The following is a 13925-nucleotide window of genomic DNA, read 5'->3' as shown; positions in this document are numbered from 1 at the left end:
TCAGAGGCGCACACAATAACCTGTGGGAGCCGGCATTGCCGGCGATGAGGCCCTCAGGTTTTTACCTGAACATCAGCCGTGCATCGAGCAGGTCATCCTCGGAGAACAGGCCGGTCGCCGGAACTGCGAGATGCCGGTAGGCCGGCAGCACAGTGACCGGCCGTTCGCGTCCGGTGTTGTCACACAGGGCCCGCGCAATCTGCACGATATCCACGTAGTCCAACTTTGACGAATGCCGGTCCAGGTCCTGGACTTCCCCCGGCAGGTTGGCCAGTTGCTCCGGAAACTCCCAGACACTGAGGATCTTGTCCCCCAGCGCCGGGTGGATCTGCTCGATCACATGGTTCAGGCAGACCGGGTCCGAGAGCAGCTCGTTGTGTTCCTCGGCATAGGTCAGGATCGGCAGCACGCCGATCTGGTGCACCAGCCCTGCGAGAGCCGCCTGGTCGGCCTTGAGGTCGCTGTAGCGTGCGGCCAGTTCATAGCTGACACCGGCAACTTCCAGGCTTTTCGCCCAGATTTCGCGCATTTTCTGTTCAACCGCGTCCGAGCGGGCGTGGAAGATCTGCTCGATCACCAGGCCGATCGCCAGGTTGCAGCTGTAGTTGACCCCCAGGCGGGTGATGGCCGTCTGCAGGTCGGTCACTTCGGTAATCGCCCGCAGCAGCGGGCTGTTGACCACCTTGATCAGGCGCGCGGCCAGGGCGGCGTCGCGGCCGATGACCTTGCTCAGGGTGGCGACGCTGATCTCGGTGTCTTCCGCGGCTTCGCGGATGCTCATGGCGACCTCGGGCAAGGTCGGCAGGACCAGGTCGTCGTTGTCGATGGCGCGCAGTAACTGCGTTTGCACCATCCTGGCCAGCGTGTTCATCGTGTCTTTCTCCCGCGTTCAGGGATGACCCCGCCGGCATGCGGCGGGGCAGGGCGGGCTCAGCGTTGGATCTCGCGGTCGCGATCCAGTTCGTAAGGCAGGGACAGCAGGTTCAGGCGCGGACCTTCGAGGCTGCCCAGGTGCAGGTTGCCGTCTTCCACCGAGTCGGCGGTCAGCACTGCAAGCAGCTCGCCACGGGCGGCGATCACCACTTCACCGACCGATGAGGCGTGGGTCGGCGAGAAGATCTCGCTACCCGGCGCCGGCATTTCGCCTTCGGCCAGGGCCAGGCGGTACAGGCGCCGCTTGAGCTTGCCCAGGTACTGCATGCGCGCGACGATTTCCTGCCCGGTGTAGCAGCCTTTCTTGAAGCTCACGCCACCGACGGCCTGCAGATTGATCATCTGCGGGATGAACAGCTCGCGGGTCTGCTCCATGACCTGGCCGATACCGGCGCGGATCTGGCCGAGCAGCCAGTCGTCCAGCTCACCTTCGGGCAGGTGGGCAGCCAATTGCGCGCGCACGGCATCGGCCTGGGCGGCAGGGGCCCAGAGTTCGACGCGGGCGGGGGATACGTTGATGGCGATCAGTTCGTCGTGGCGCACGGTGGCACCGGCTTCGGTGGGAACTTCCAGGCCCAGGGCCGCCAGGGCAGCGTCGCCGCCAGTCAGGCCGAAGCGGGTCCAGGCTGGGCTTTCATCGGTGAGCTTGGCCTTGGAGAACACGGCGTATTTCTTCAGGTCGGCCAGTTGCGGTTCGAGCAGCTCGCGGGTCATCGCCAGGAGGAAACCATCGCCTTGCGGCAGGATGCGGAAACTCGATTGCATCCGGCCCTTCTGCATGCAGCGCGAGCCGAGGCTGGAGGTCTGGTCGTTGAGGTAACCGATATTGCAGGTCAGCTGACCTTGCAGGAACTTGCCGGCGTCGGAACCGCGGACGGCGAGGACGCCTTCATGGGACAGGGTGCAGAAAAAAGCGGAATCGGCCATGGTTCATCGCAGGTAATCAAGACTGGCGGCCATCATAGAGTGCGATGGGCAAAATAGGTAGCAGCCTCACGGCTCACTCGACCAACGCCGTGTGCCCATCGGCGGTTGCGTCTGTATACTGGCCGCCTATTCGAGGAGGGCCCCATGGTCGAACAAACTGAACTCAACCGCCTGTTCTGGCACAGCCGCCGCGGCATGCTGGAACTGGATGTACTGCTGGTACCTTTCACCCAGGAGGTCTACCCGACCCTGAACGAGACGGATCGCGAGCTGTACGTGCGTTTGTTGAGTTGCGAGGACCAGGACATGTTCGGCTGGTTCATGGAGCGCACCGAATCGGAAGATCCGGAGCTGCAACGCATGGTTCGCATCATCCTGGACCGTGTCCAGCCCAAGTGATCGCTTCGAGTGTCGCTGGCAGGGCTCGAAGGTCCTGCTGGCGCTCTATCTCGCCTGTCTGGCGCTGGCCGTCGCGGCTCTGAGCCAGCTGGCGATTCCCCTGTCTTTATTCCTTGTCGGCCTGGCGCTGTGCCTGGGCCATGCCTGCTGGGTCATTCCCCGGCGCATCCTGCTCACCCATCCCCACGCCATTACCGGCCTGCGCCGCGATGCCAGCGGCTGGCAATTGTGGAGTGCCGCCCGTGGCTGGCAGGCAGTGCAGATGCGCCCCGACAGCATGGCGCTGCCGGGGCTGGTCATTTTGCGCTTTCGTCGTGCGGGGCAGTGGTTCGCCCGCAGCCAGTGCATCGGTCATGACGCGCTGGAGCCGGTGCAGCACCGGCGCTTGCGGCTGCGCTTGAAGTTCAGTCGGAAAAGGTGGGCGGCTGCAGGATAGTGTCCAGGGCCTCGGGCAACATCTCCGGATAGTCCAGGGTGTAATGCAGGCCGCGGGACTCCTTGCGCTGCATGGCCGAGAGGATCATCAGCTCGGCTACCTGGGCCAGGTTGCGCAATTCGATCAGATCGCGACTGACCTTGTAGTTGCTGTAGAACTCGTCGATCTCGTCGAGCAGCAGGCGCACCCGGTGCTCGGCCCGCTGCAGGCGCTTGCTGGTGCGCACGATGCCCACGTAGTCCCACATGAATCGCCGAAGTTCGTCCCAGTTGTGCGCAATGATCACGTCCTCGTCCGAGTCGGTAACCTGGCTGGCATCCCAGCAGGGCAGGGCTTGGGGCATGCTCACCTGGTCCAGTTGGGCAAGGATGTCGGCGGCGGCGGAGCGACCATAGACGAAGCATTCCAGCAGCGAGTTGCTGGCCATGCGGTTGGCGCCGTGCAGGCCGGTGAAGCTGGTTTCGCCAATCGCGTAGAGGCCCGGTACGTCGGTGCGGCCGTCCTGGTCGATCATTACGCCACCACAGGTGTAGTGGGCGGCGGGCACCACCGGGATCGGCTGGCGGGTGATGTCGATGCCAAAGGTCAGGCAGCGCTCGTAGACGGTGGGGAAGTGGCTTTTGATGAAGTCCGCCGGCTTGTGGCTGATGTCCAGGTACACGCAGTCGACGCCGAGGCGCTTCATCTCGTGGTCGATGGCGCGGGCCACGATATCCCGCGGGGCCAGCTCGGCGCGCGGGTCGAAGCGCTCCATGAAGCGTTCGCCGTTGGGCAGCTTGAGCAGGCCGCCTTCGCCGCGCAGGGCTTCGGTGATCAGGAAACTCTTGGCTTGCGGGTGGTACAGGCAGGTCGGGTGGAACTGGTTGAATTCCAGGTTGGCTACCCGGCAGCCGGCGCGCCAGGCCATGGCGATACCGTCGCCGCAGGCACCGTCAGGGTTGCTGGTATAGAGGTAGACCTTGGCTGCGCCGCCGGTGGCCAGCACGGTGAAGCGTGCGCCATAGGTGTCGACTTCGCCGCTGGCGCGGTTGAGCACGTAGGCGCCGAGGCAGCGTTCGCCGTCGAGGCCGAGGCGGCGTTCGGTGATCAGGTCCACTGCCACGCGCTGTTCCAGCAGCTCGATGTTCGGCCGCTGGCGGGCCTGGTCGAGCAGGGTCTTGAAGATCGCGGCACCGGTGGCATCGGCGGCGTGGATGATGCGCCGATGGCTGTGGCCGCCCTCGCGGGTCAGGTGAAATTCGAAACCACCGTCGTCTACGCTGGCGTGTTCGTCGCGAGTAAAGGGCACGCCCTGGTCTATCAGCCATTGGATGGCTTCGCGGCTATGCTCGACGGTGAAGCGCACCGCGTCTTCGTGGCACAGGCCGCCGCCGGCGTTGAGGGTGTCTTCGACGTGGGATTGCACGGTGTCGGCATCGTCGAGCACGGCGGCGACGCCGCCCTGGGCCCAGAAGGTCGAACCGTTGGCCAGATCGCCCTTGCTCAGGACGGCGATGCGCAGGTGCGAGGGCAGGTTCAGCGCAAGGCTCAGGCCCGCGGCACCGCTGCCGATCACGAGGACGTCATGTTGGAATTGTTGGCTCATGTCTTGGAATTTCCGCGCGGGGCGACCACGTAGGACACTGGAATAAGGGCAGTGGTATCGGCACAATGGTCAAGCGTTTATGGCATTGTGAAACTATCGTGAATCTCGGTGGGCTGCCTTTATAGCAGTCCCGACGCCTTGATTTCCATGTCACGACACAGTTCTGCCTGCTGCATGTGGGAACTTTCCTGGAATTGTGAATATCCATAGGGAGTTGCCTGTAGGTCAGGAACCGTGATGACGGGAGGCAACAGCCGGTTTCAGCCGTTGCTCATGTATAGAAGACTGATTTATCGACGCAGCCGGCCAGGACCGCGCTGCGTTTTTCGTGCGAGCCGCTCAAGGGCCGCAGGAAACTTGTCTGGAGGGGGAGAACTTTTGCACAAAGCCCGAGTCTATGGTTGCAAGCCTGAACGATGGCCAAAGCGACACTCCTCCAGGTTCACCGAGGAGTGTTCATGCTAACCCAGGAAGAGGATCAGCAGCTGGTCGAGCGCGTGCAGCGCGGCGACAGGCGAGCTTTCGATCTGTTGGTGCTGAAGTATCAGCACAAGATTCTCGGGTTGATCGTGCGATTCGTGCACGACACCCATGAGGCCCAGGATGTTGCGCAGGAAGCGTTCATCAAGGCCTACCGTGCTCTTGGCAATTTTCGTGGTGACAGCGCGTTCTATACCTGGCTGTACCGGATTGCCATCAACACGGCGAAAAACTATCTGGTGTCCCGCGGTCGGCGGCCACCGGACAGCGATGTGAGTTCAGAGGATGCAGAGTTTTACGACGGCGATCATGGCCTCAAGGATCTCGAATCCCCCGAACGCTCGCTGTTGCGCGATGAGATCGAAGGCACTGTCCATCGAACCATCCAGCAACTGCCAGAAGATTTGCGTACGGCGTTAACTTTACGTGAATTCGATGGTCTGAGTTACGAGGACATTGCCAGCGTCATGCAGTGTCCGGTGGGTACCGTGCGCTCTCGGATTTTCCGCGCTCGGGAGGCCATAGACAAAGCCCTGCAGCCGTTGTTGCAGGAAACCTGAGACAGCGGCGACAGCCAAGAGAGGAACCGCCATGAGTCGTGAAGCTTTGCAGGAATCGCTGTCCGCGGTGATGGATAACGAAGCGGACGAACTGGAGTTACGTCGGGTATTGAATGCCGCGGACGACCCCGAAACCCGTGCAACCTGGTCCCGTTACCAGATCGCTCGCGCAGCGATGCACAAGGAACTGGTGATGCCCAAGCTGGACATCGCCTCGGCAGTCTCTGCGGCGCTCGCCGACGAGGCCGCGCCGGCCAAGGTCTCTCGCGGACCATGGCGCAGCGTAGGTCGCCTGGCCGTGGCGGCCTCGGTCACCCTGGCGGTGCTGGCAGGTGTTCGCCTGTACAACCAGGACGAGATCACCGGCGCGCAACTGGCCGCCCAGCAACCGGCCCAGCAAGGCCTGGCGGCTCCGCAGGTACAGGGCCCGGCCGTGCTGGCAGGCTATAGTGAAAGCTCCGAGCAGGCTCCAGGCCCGATGGCCAACGGTGTTCTGCAAGGCCAGAGCGGCTGGCAGGACCAGCGTCTGCCCGGCTACCTGCGCCAACACGCCCAGGAAGCTGCCGTGAAGGGCACTGAAAGCGCGCTGCCATACGCCCGCGCCGCCAGCCTGGAAAACCGCTAAGACCGGGGAACACCTTAAGGAGGATCATGCGCGCGCTACCTCTCATACCGCTCTTGCTCAGCGGCTGCCTGACCTTGCCGGCCCATGCCGCCAACTCGTCTACAGAAGCCGCTGACTGGCTCAACCGCCTGGCGCGAGCTGAGCGCGAGCAGAGTTACCAAGGAACCTTCGTCTACGAACGCAACGGCAGTTTTTCCACCCACGATATCTGGCATCGCGTCCAGAACGGCAAAGTCAGCGAGCGGCTGTTGCAGCTCGACGGCCCTGCCCAGGAAGTCGTGCGCGTGGATGGCCAGACCCAGTGCGTAAGCGGAGCCCTGGTTGCCGGAGTGGGCAATGCGACACAGTCGTCGGCGCGAGTGCTCGATCCCCTGAAGCTTATGAGTTGGTACGACCTGAGTGTCGCCGGGTATTCCCGGGTAGCCGGACGCGATGTGGTGATCGTCACGCTGCGTCCGCGTGACCAGCACCGCTATGCCTTCGAGCTGCATCTGGACAAGGAAACCGCGCTACCGCTGAAATCCTTGCTGATCAATGAGAAGGAGCAGTTGCTCGAACGCTTCCAGTTCACCCGTTTCGATACCCGTGACCTTCCCGACGATGCCGAGCTCAAGGCCAGCAGCAACTGCCGTCCCGTGGCCCAGGCCGACGGACAGGTCAACGAAGCGGTCGCCGGCTGGCGATCGGAGTGGCTGCCACCGGGCTTCGAACTGGTCAGCAGCAGCGTGCGCAAGGATGCCGACGGCAAGCACAGCGTCAGCAGCCTGATGTACGACGATGGCCTGGCGCGCTTCTCGGTGTTCCTCGAGGCGCTGGACGGCGGTGGCGGTTTCGACACACGTACCCAACTGGGCCCGACCGTTGCAGTCTCGCGGCAACTGACCACGCCCAAGGGTGAAATGATGGTGACGGTGGTGGGGGAGATCCCCATCGGTACCGCCGAACATGTGGCCCTGTCGATGCGCCCGCAGGACGCCCAGGCAAGCCAGTAACGTTTGGGAGTTGCACCGTACATGGACGACAAAGGATGAAAGGCATGTCCCAGAGCCGCTGACATGATTGGTAAGCCTTCAAGTTTGCAAACTCATCCAGATTTTTCTATAGGTCAGACCCTTGCGGGTCTGGCCTTTCCTGCTGTTGCAGCCTCAAGAAATGCCGATGTTCCAGGCCTGGTCGTAGCCTTCGGGTTGCCGCCGGGCCTTTTTCATTGGCAGGTCCCTACTGCTTAACCACGCTCGTTGTGACGGGAGCCGTATGTCAATACCACGCTTGAAATCCTACCTATCGCTGTTTGCCGCCGTGTTCATGCTCGGCCAGATGGCCACTGCGCAAGCCGAAGCCCTGCCGGACTTCACCACCCTGGTCGAGCAGGCCTCGCCGGCGGTGGTGAACATCAGTACCAAGCAGAAGTTGCCGGATCGCAAGTATGCCCAGGGCCAGATGCCCGACCTGGAAGGCCTGCCGCCGATGTTCCGCGAGTTCTTCGAGCGCAGCATTCCGCAGCAGCCGCGCAACCCCCGCGGCGACCGCCAGCGCGAAGCGCAGTCGCTGGGCTCGGGCTTCATCATCTCCGATGACGGCTACGTGCTGACCAACAATCATGTGATCGCCGATGCCGACGAAATCATCGTCCGCCTGTCCGACCGCAGCGAGCTGCAGGCCAAGCTGGTTGGCACCGATCCACGTACCGACGTGGCCCTGCTCAAGGTCGACGGCAAGAACCTGCCGACGGTGAAACTGGGCGACTCGTCGAAGCTGAAGGTCGGTGAATGGGTGCTGGCCATCGGCTCGCCGTTCGGCTTCGATCACTCGGTGACCAAGGGTATCGTCAGTGCCAAGGGCCGCACCCTGCCGAACGACACCTACGTGCCGTTCATCCAGACCGACGTGGCGATCAACCCGGGCAACTCCGGTGGCCCGCTGTTCAACATGAACGGTGAAGTGGTCGGCATCAACTCGCAGATCTTCACCCGCTCCGGTGGCTTCATGGGTCTGTCGTTCGCCATCCCGATCGACGTTGCCCTGGACGTTTCCAACCAGCTGAAGAAAGACGGCAAGGTCAGCCGCGGCTGGCTCGGCGTGGTGATCCAGGAGGTCAACAAGGACCTGGCCGAATCCTTCGGTCTCGACAAGCCGGCCGGTGCCCTGGTAGCCCAGGTCCTGGAAGACGGCCCGGCAGCCAAGGGCGGCCTGCAGGTGGGCGACGTGATCCTCAGCATGAACGGCCAGCCGATCGTCATGTCCGCCGACCTGCCGCATCTGGTCGGTGGCCTGAAGGACGGTGCCAAGGCCAAGCTGGAGATCATCCGCAACGGCAAGCGCCAGAACCTCGATGTCACCATCGGCGCGCTGCCGGATGAAGACCAGGAAGTCACCACCACCCCGGGCGGCGCTGTCGAGCGCAGCAGCAACCGCCTTGGCGTGAGCGTATCGGACCTGACCGCCGAGCAGAAGAAAACCCTCGAACTGCAAGGCGGCGTGGTCATCAAGGATGTCCAGGACGGCCCGGCGGCCCTGATCGGCCTGCGTCCGGGCGACGTGATCAGCCACCTGAACAACCAGGCGATCACCTCGGCCAAGCAGTTCACCGAAATCGCCAAGGAACTGCCGAAGAACCGTTCGGTATCCATGCGCGTTCTGCGTCAGGGTCGTGCCAGCTTCATCACCTTCAAGCTCGCCGAATAACCTTCGGCAATCCGAAAAAGGGCAGCCTGGTGCTGCCCTTTTTCGTGCCCGCAAGATTCTGCGTTTTCACGCCTGTCGCAGGGCCTTGAATCCATTGGGTTTCCCCGAAACGGCGGCGCCTACCTGATATTTCTGTCAGTTGTGCGCCCTGTGCTCTTGGTTCTTCAATCTGTTCAACCTAGTCCGTACTACGCGTACGGCCATCGGGTTCGACATGATCTGGAGAATACTCATGACCACCCAAGACAACAGTACCAACCCCCTCGCCCAGCCCAGTGGAACCCTCGTCGAACGCGCCCGACTGTTCAGCGACAGGATTCGCGCCCGTGCCGCTGCGGAGCTTTCTTCTCAAGAGGCGGGCATTCGGGCCTTCGACCCGGTAGTCATCTCCGGTGTCATCGAGGACATGAAGACCGAAGGCGCCGATTGCGGACTGAACCACGCCAGACTGCACTCCCATGCCTCGGGGCTGTTGATCGGCATCCTGAGCTATCTGAACATGCGCGAAGGCGACTGGATCCGCGTGTTCTGGGGAGATGACAGCACCCCCGTGGCCACCGGCGGCATCGGCGAAGAACACCTGGATGACGACATCTTCTCGATGTACGTCCCTGTCAATCGGGTGCCGGACGGACTGCATTCGCTGTACTACATCGTCACCCGTGCCGGCAGCGGCAACCAGGACGAGTCCCTGCCGATCAACATCTTCACCCGCACGGTATTCCCCGGCGGTACAGACCCCGAGCCCGACAAGCCCGGGCACCAGAACCTGCGGCCACCGATTGTCGATCTGCCGGCCAGTGGGATCATCGACGGCGATGCGGCGAAGCAAGGGGTAAATGTCACCATCGAGCGCTACCCCAACATGCGCGTGTACGACACGGTCCGGCTGAGCTGGGGCGGCGAGTTCGTCGAACACGAGGTGACCCAGGCCGAGGTCGATGCCGGCTCGCTGGATATCCTGGTGACCGAACAGACGATCCTGGCCGCTGGCGACAGTGACGATCTGGTGGTGATCTACTGGATCTGGGACGAGGTGCACAACCAGGCCAGCGCGTGGTCGGAGCGCACCAATGTGATTGTCGAGGTCGGCGAAGGGTTGCTCCAGGGGCCTTACATCCAGAACCCGGATCCGGACACGCCCGCCCCCGACCTGATCGACCTCGATGTGCTTGGCGATGCCGATCTGGAGGTCTTCGTCTCACTGGTAAATGGCACGGGAGTGGCGGCGGGGGACTATGTCGAACTGACCTGGATCGGCACTACCTCCCAAGGCCAGGTCATCAGTCCCGAGCTGGCGCCGTTGAGGGTCAGCAGGGTGCCAAGCGTACTGGTCTTCGATATTCCCAACGCCGCTCTGCTGCCGCTGGCCCAGGGGCGTGGCGTGGTTTCCTATGTGGTGACCCGCGACGGCAGTGAGATTGCGGCTTCCAAGCGCGCCTTCGCCACTTTCCAGGGCGCCGAGCAGCGCCTGCCCAAGCCAGTCGTCTCCGATATGGTCAATGGCACCCTCGATCCGACCCTGGACAGCGTCACGGTCACGGTGGACGGCGATGCGCTGGGAGGCGGGGACACCCTGGACATCATCTGGCTGGGCACGCGCTCCAACGGCACGCCGCTGCTGGAAGAGTTCAGGCGCAATATCAGTGGGGGCAACGCCGGCAAGCCGGTCACCGTTACCATTCCCGGCGAGAGGCTGATTGCGCCGCTCAATGGCGGCAGCGTCAGCGTCTACTACCGGCTGATCAAGTATGGAAGTACTGTTCCGCTCGAGTCCGATCGCGAGCTGCTCATGGTCGGTGAGGCCCAGTTCGAATTGCCTGCACCGTTTACCCGTCCGCCTTCGGACAGCGGAGCACTCGATCCCGACGATATCGTCGACCAGCTGGAAATCGTCATCCTGCCCTACCCGGGCATGCAGGCCGATCAGGTCCTCCATCTTTCCTGGCGTGCCAGTGGTGGCGGACAGCACAGCGACTTCCTGCCGATCAGCCAGCCGATCGAAGGTCAGACCGTGGTGTTCTACATGGACCGTGCGCTGGTCGAGGAGTTTTTGGGCGAAGACATCGAGGTGGCGTATAGGGTGGAGCACCCTGGTGAACCGACCCGACTGTCGGCACCTGCCAAGTTCACCGTCGGTGCCAAGGCCGCACCGTTGCCGGATCCCGAAGTGGTCGAAGCCAAAGGCAATGTGCTGAATCCGGCTGATGCGCGGGGCGGTGCGACGGTGCGTATTCCTATCGAGGCCAACCTCCAGCACGGCGACGATGTAGAGGTGAGCTGGCAGGGTGACAAGCCCGGTGGCAGTACCACGGTGTCCGAGCAGGTATTTCCGGGTGATGTCGGTGATCCGTTTGATCTGATCGTCGATTACCAGTACGTGATCGCCAACGCGGACGGCAATGTGGTGGTCTCGTACAAGGTCTTCCGCCAGGACGGCGGCGTGCCGGAGTCGAACGCGATTACTCTGCGGGTACAGAGCGTCCTGTTGCCGCTTCCGGAGTTCGTCGAGGCCGAGGGCGACGAACTCAATCCGGACGACGTGTTGAAGGGCGCGACCGTGCGTATCGATGCATCAGCGCAGTTCCAGGTTGACGATGTGGTGAGCGTACTGGTGATGAGCAGTGTCTCCGGTGGGAGTACGACCATAGAGCACCGCATCCCTCCAGGAGGTGCGGGTCAGCCTGTCAGCGTGCTTGTGCCGTACGCGGTGATCAACGCCAGTACCGGTACCCGCATTGACCTTGCCTATGAAATCCAGCGCGCAGCCGGCGGTCCGATCGAGCCGTCCGACAAGGTGAGCTACCTGGTGAATCGAGAGATCGGTTCCGGGCCGTTACTGGTCATGGGGGCACGTTTCAATATCAGCACCTATCGGGCCTCCGGCGCGCCCCGGATGATCAGTGCTGTGCATGCCACGACCCTGGCTCCGCTGCTCGCCGAGTGGCGTTACGAGGACAGCGCTCAATGGACAGCCAGGACCCACTGGTTCGACAACAAGCCCTGGTTGAAGCTCTATGTGCGTAGCGAAACCGAGACCTGGATGCTTCAGCCGGCCAATGTCATCGGCAATGGTGTCGACACCACCGCCACCGGCATGGCGGCTTTCGCCGCGATGCGTGACGGCGTCACGGTCGGCGGCGAGATCGAGGTCGATATGGTTGCCTGGGGCCATAACACCTACGGCGGCGATCTGGACTCGCTGATCAACATCAAGAACGTCGAGGAGATTTCCGCGACCAGCAATGCCTACGCGGCCCGCCTGCGGGACGGCAACGTGGTTTGCTGGGGTGTAGGTGGTGGTGGCGGGAATGGTCCGGACCTGAACGGCAATTTTGTTCAGGTGCGCAGCAATGCCCGGGCGTTTGCGGCTATCAGGAGTGATGGCAGCCTGTATGCCTGGGGGGCCAAGACCCACGGCGTCCCGGTGACAGGGCCGGCGCTGGATCACCGTGACTACGTGGAGGTATATGGCGCGGCACTGGCCTTCGCCGCGCGGCGTGCTACGGGGCATGTGGTGGTCTGGGGGGATCCTACCAACGGTGGGTTAATGGAACCTGGGCAGGAAGTGCACGATGACATCGTGCAGGTCTGCGGCAACTATGGCGCCTTTGCTGCCTTGCGTAGTAACGCGACGGGCAGGCATGTGATCGCCTGGGGGAACTCCAGCTATGGCGGCTCGGTGCACTCGAGCATCCTTCCCTACAACAACGTCAAGGCCCTGGGGGCTGCCACCGCGCAAGCCTTCAGCATCCTGCTGGACACCGGTGAAGTCAGGGCCTGGGGAGCTGGTACCCACGGCGGTACCGTACCGGACAGCATCGAGGCCCTGAAGACCGTGGTGGAAGTCAGCAGCACCTGGCATGCGTTCTGCGCCAGGCTGAGCACCGGTCGTGTGGTCGGCTGGCCACTGAACAACGATAACGGCGGGAAAATTCCGAAAAACATTTTAGACCTCTCCGACATTGTTCAGGTGGTGGGTAGTGCGTGGAGTTTTGCCGCGCTGCGCAGAAATGGCTTGGTCGTGGCCTGGGGGTCCGCGGTGACGGGGGGGGATCTCAGTGAGGTGGGTCCCCAGCTTTACGATATCCAGGCCATCTATGCCAACAGTCATGGCTTTACCGCACTCAGAAGGGACGGTGCGGTGATCACCTGGGGGGTCAAGGGCGGTGGTGGCGACAGCAGTGACGAGCAGCACCGGTTGCACGGCAGGGTCACCCATGGACGCATCGTCCCGGCAGGCGCCAACGGAGTCGAAGCCTCCGAGGTTGTGGAGGGGCTTACCAGGAACTGATGTTTCCGGGTAATTCATTGTGCTGGCTCCCCTGTTGCCGCGTGGTGGCAGGGGAGCGCAACGAGGATGCAACATCATGAACTCGATCAGGCAAGATCTGGCCGCGCCCAGTGTGGACGGCGTCGTCAATGGTGAAATGGATCCCGGCAGCTTGCCGGAAAGCGGTACGGAGGCGCACGTGCTGGAGCTGCTTCCGGAGTGGGGAGGGGAAACCCTGACCCTTTATCTGCGCGAGGATGGGGGAGCGGTTCTGTACGACATCGAATGGCCGCTCAGTTCCCATGGTCGCCCCATTTCCCTGCCTATTCCCAAGGATGTCCTGATGGACAACCTCGGCAAGGACGTGACGGTGAGCTACAGCATTACCAATGTCGGTAGCTCCCTTCCCCTGGCCTTCAAGCTGGGCGAGAGCTTCGGCGGGGCTGTCGACTTCGATCTGTCCGCGCACAACTACATGGTCGCCTATACCCATTCGGAGGCCCGCCCTCCGCAGCAGCAGCCGGACTTCACCCGTATGCAGCGGGTTTACCCCGGTGCGACGGGCTACAGCAGCAGCGATCAGAAAGTGGCACTGGTGGACAGCAATGGCATGGTCACGGCCCTGGCCAACGGCCAGTCCAGCATCACGGCCAGCGGGCCCTCGGGGCCGGTCAGCTACCAGCTGACGGTCAAGGGGATCGACGAGTTTCATGTGCTGAGCAGTGCGGCCGACTGGGCCGGGGCCGACCAGTTGTGTCGCGATACCGGCCTGACCCTGCCCACGCTGGCGGATTTCTCCCGGCTCACGTCGTTCTACCCGCTACCGATCGGCTTCTACCTGAACCTGCCGGATTACCCAGTGTGGGGTTCGATCCTGGGTGCCGGTACCGCCAGCACCTTTGACCTGAACACTGGTGAGCTGCAAGGGGCAGACGTCTCCACCCTGCTGCAGGCCGCAGGCGTATTGCCCGGCTGACCTTTCACCCTTGTCGCGGGTCCCGTCGTGAACTGACGGCGGGGAT

At 62.8% G+C, this 13925-nt stretch carries 11 protein-coding genes; 8 read left to right on the top strand and 3 right to left on the bottom strand.

The window, feature by feature from the left end:
* Nucleotides 1-61: 61 nt before the first annotated feature.
* Both ACODSK_RS24640 and ygfZ read right to left on the bottom strand, forming a co-directional pair.
* On the bottom strand, nucleotides 62-871 hold the full coding sequence (locus tag ACODSK_RS24640; RefSeq protein ID WP_489019699.1) for an HDOD domain-containing protein: 810 nt from the start codon (nucleotides 869-871) through the stop codon (nucleotides 62-64).
* A gap of 59 nt (nucleotides 872-930) precedes the next feature.
* Nucleotides 931-1860 carry a CAF17-like 4Fe-4S cluster assembly/insertion protein YgfZ gene (gene ygfZ / locus ACODSK_RS24635; RefSeq protein WP_489019698.1) on the bottom strand — a complete coding sequence of 310 codons (930 nt, stop codon included), beginning with the start codon at nucleotides 1858-1860 and terminating at the stop codon, nucleotides 931-933.
* Nucleotides 1861-2004: 144 nt separating this feature from the next.
* Here ygfZ and ACODSK_RS24630 point away from each other — a divergent pair, with 144 nt between their 5' ends.
* Nucleotides 2005-2259: an FAD assembly factor SdhE gene (locus tag ACODSK_RS24630; protein ID WP_003252043.1), complete on the top strand. Its 255-nt coding sequence runs from the start codon at nucleotides 2005-2007 to the stop codon at nucleotides 2257-2259.
* Nucleotides 2243-2695, top strand: a complete 453-nt coding sequence (locus tag ACODSK_RS24625; RefSeq protein ID WP_489019697.1) for a protein YgfX — start codon at nucleotides 2243-2245, stop codon at nucleotides 2693-2695. The genes ACODSK_RS24630 and ACODSK_RS24625 overlap by 17 nt, the downstream gene beginning before the upstream one ends.
* Here ACODSK_RS24625 and nadB read toward each other — a convergent pair.
* Nucleotides 2664-4280, bottom strand: a complete 1617-nt coding sequence (nadB, locus tag ACODSK_RS24620) for an L-aspartate oxidase (protein WP_489019696.1) — start codon at nucleotides 4278-4280, stop codon at nucleotides 2664-2666. The genes ACODSK_RS24625 and nadB overlap by 32 nt on opposite strands.
* Before the next feature lie 458 nt (nucleotides 4281-4738).
* Between nadB and rpoE the strand changes: the two genes are divergently transcribed.
* The 6 genes from rpoE to ACODSK_RS24590 all read left to right on the top strand — a co-directional run bounded on the left by rpoE (nucleotide 4739) and on the right by ACODSK_RS24590 (nucleotide 13879).
* Complete coding sequence (gene rpoE / locus ACODSK_RS24615) at nucleotides 4739-5320, top strand: RNA polymerase sigma factor RpoE/AlgU (protein WP_003252049.1); 582 nt, start codon at nucleotides 4739-4741, stop codon at nucleotides 5318-5320.
* A 31-nt stretch (nucleotides 5321-5351) separates the two neighbouring features.
* A complete protein-coding gene (locus ACODSK_RS24610; protein WP_489019695.1) occupies nucleotides 5352-5945 on the top strand; it encodes a sigma-E factor negative regulatory protein in 594 nt (197 codons plus the stop codon).
* A gap of 26 nt (nucleotides 5946-5971) precedes the next feature.
* A complete protein-coding gene (locus ACODSK_RS24605) occupies nucleotides 5972-6937 on the top strand; it encodes a MucB/RseB C-terminal domain-containing protein (protein WP_489019694.1) in 966 nt (321 codons plus the stop codon).
* A gap of 313 nt (nucleotides 6938-7250) precedes the next feature.
* Complete coding sequence (locus ACODSK_RS24600) at nucleotides 7251-8630, top strand: DegQ family serine endoprotease (protein ID WP_489019700.1); 1380 nt, start codon at nucleotides 7251-7253, stop codon at nucleotides 8628-8630.
* 232 nt (nucleotides 8631-8862) lie between these two features.
* Complete coding sequence (locus ACODSK_RS24595) at nucleotides 8863-12924, top strand: RCC1 domain-containing protein (protein WP_489019693.1); 4062 nt, start codon at nucleotides 8863-8865, stop codon at nucleotides 12922-12924.
* Nucleotides 12925-13000: 76 nt separating this feature from the next.
* The gene (locus ACODSK_RS24590) at nucleotides 13001-13879 is read left to right on the top strand and encodes an Ig-like domain-containing protein (protein WP_489019692.1); all 879 of its coding nucleotides are present in this window, start codon (nucleotides 13001-13003) and stop codon (nucleotides 13877-13879) included.
* The last annotated feature ends 46 nt before the right edge of the window (nucleotides 13880-13925 follow it).

Source organism: Pseudomonas sp. FG98 (assembly GCF_057808595.1).
This window is presented reverse-complemented; position numbering and strand designations above follow the sequence as displayed.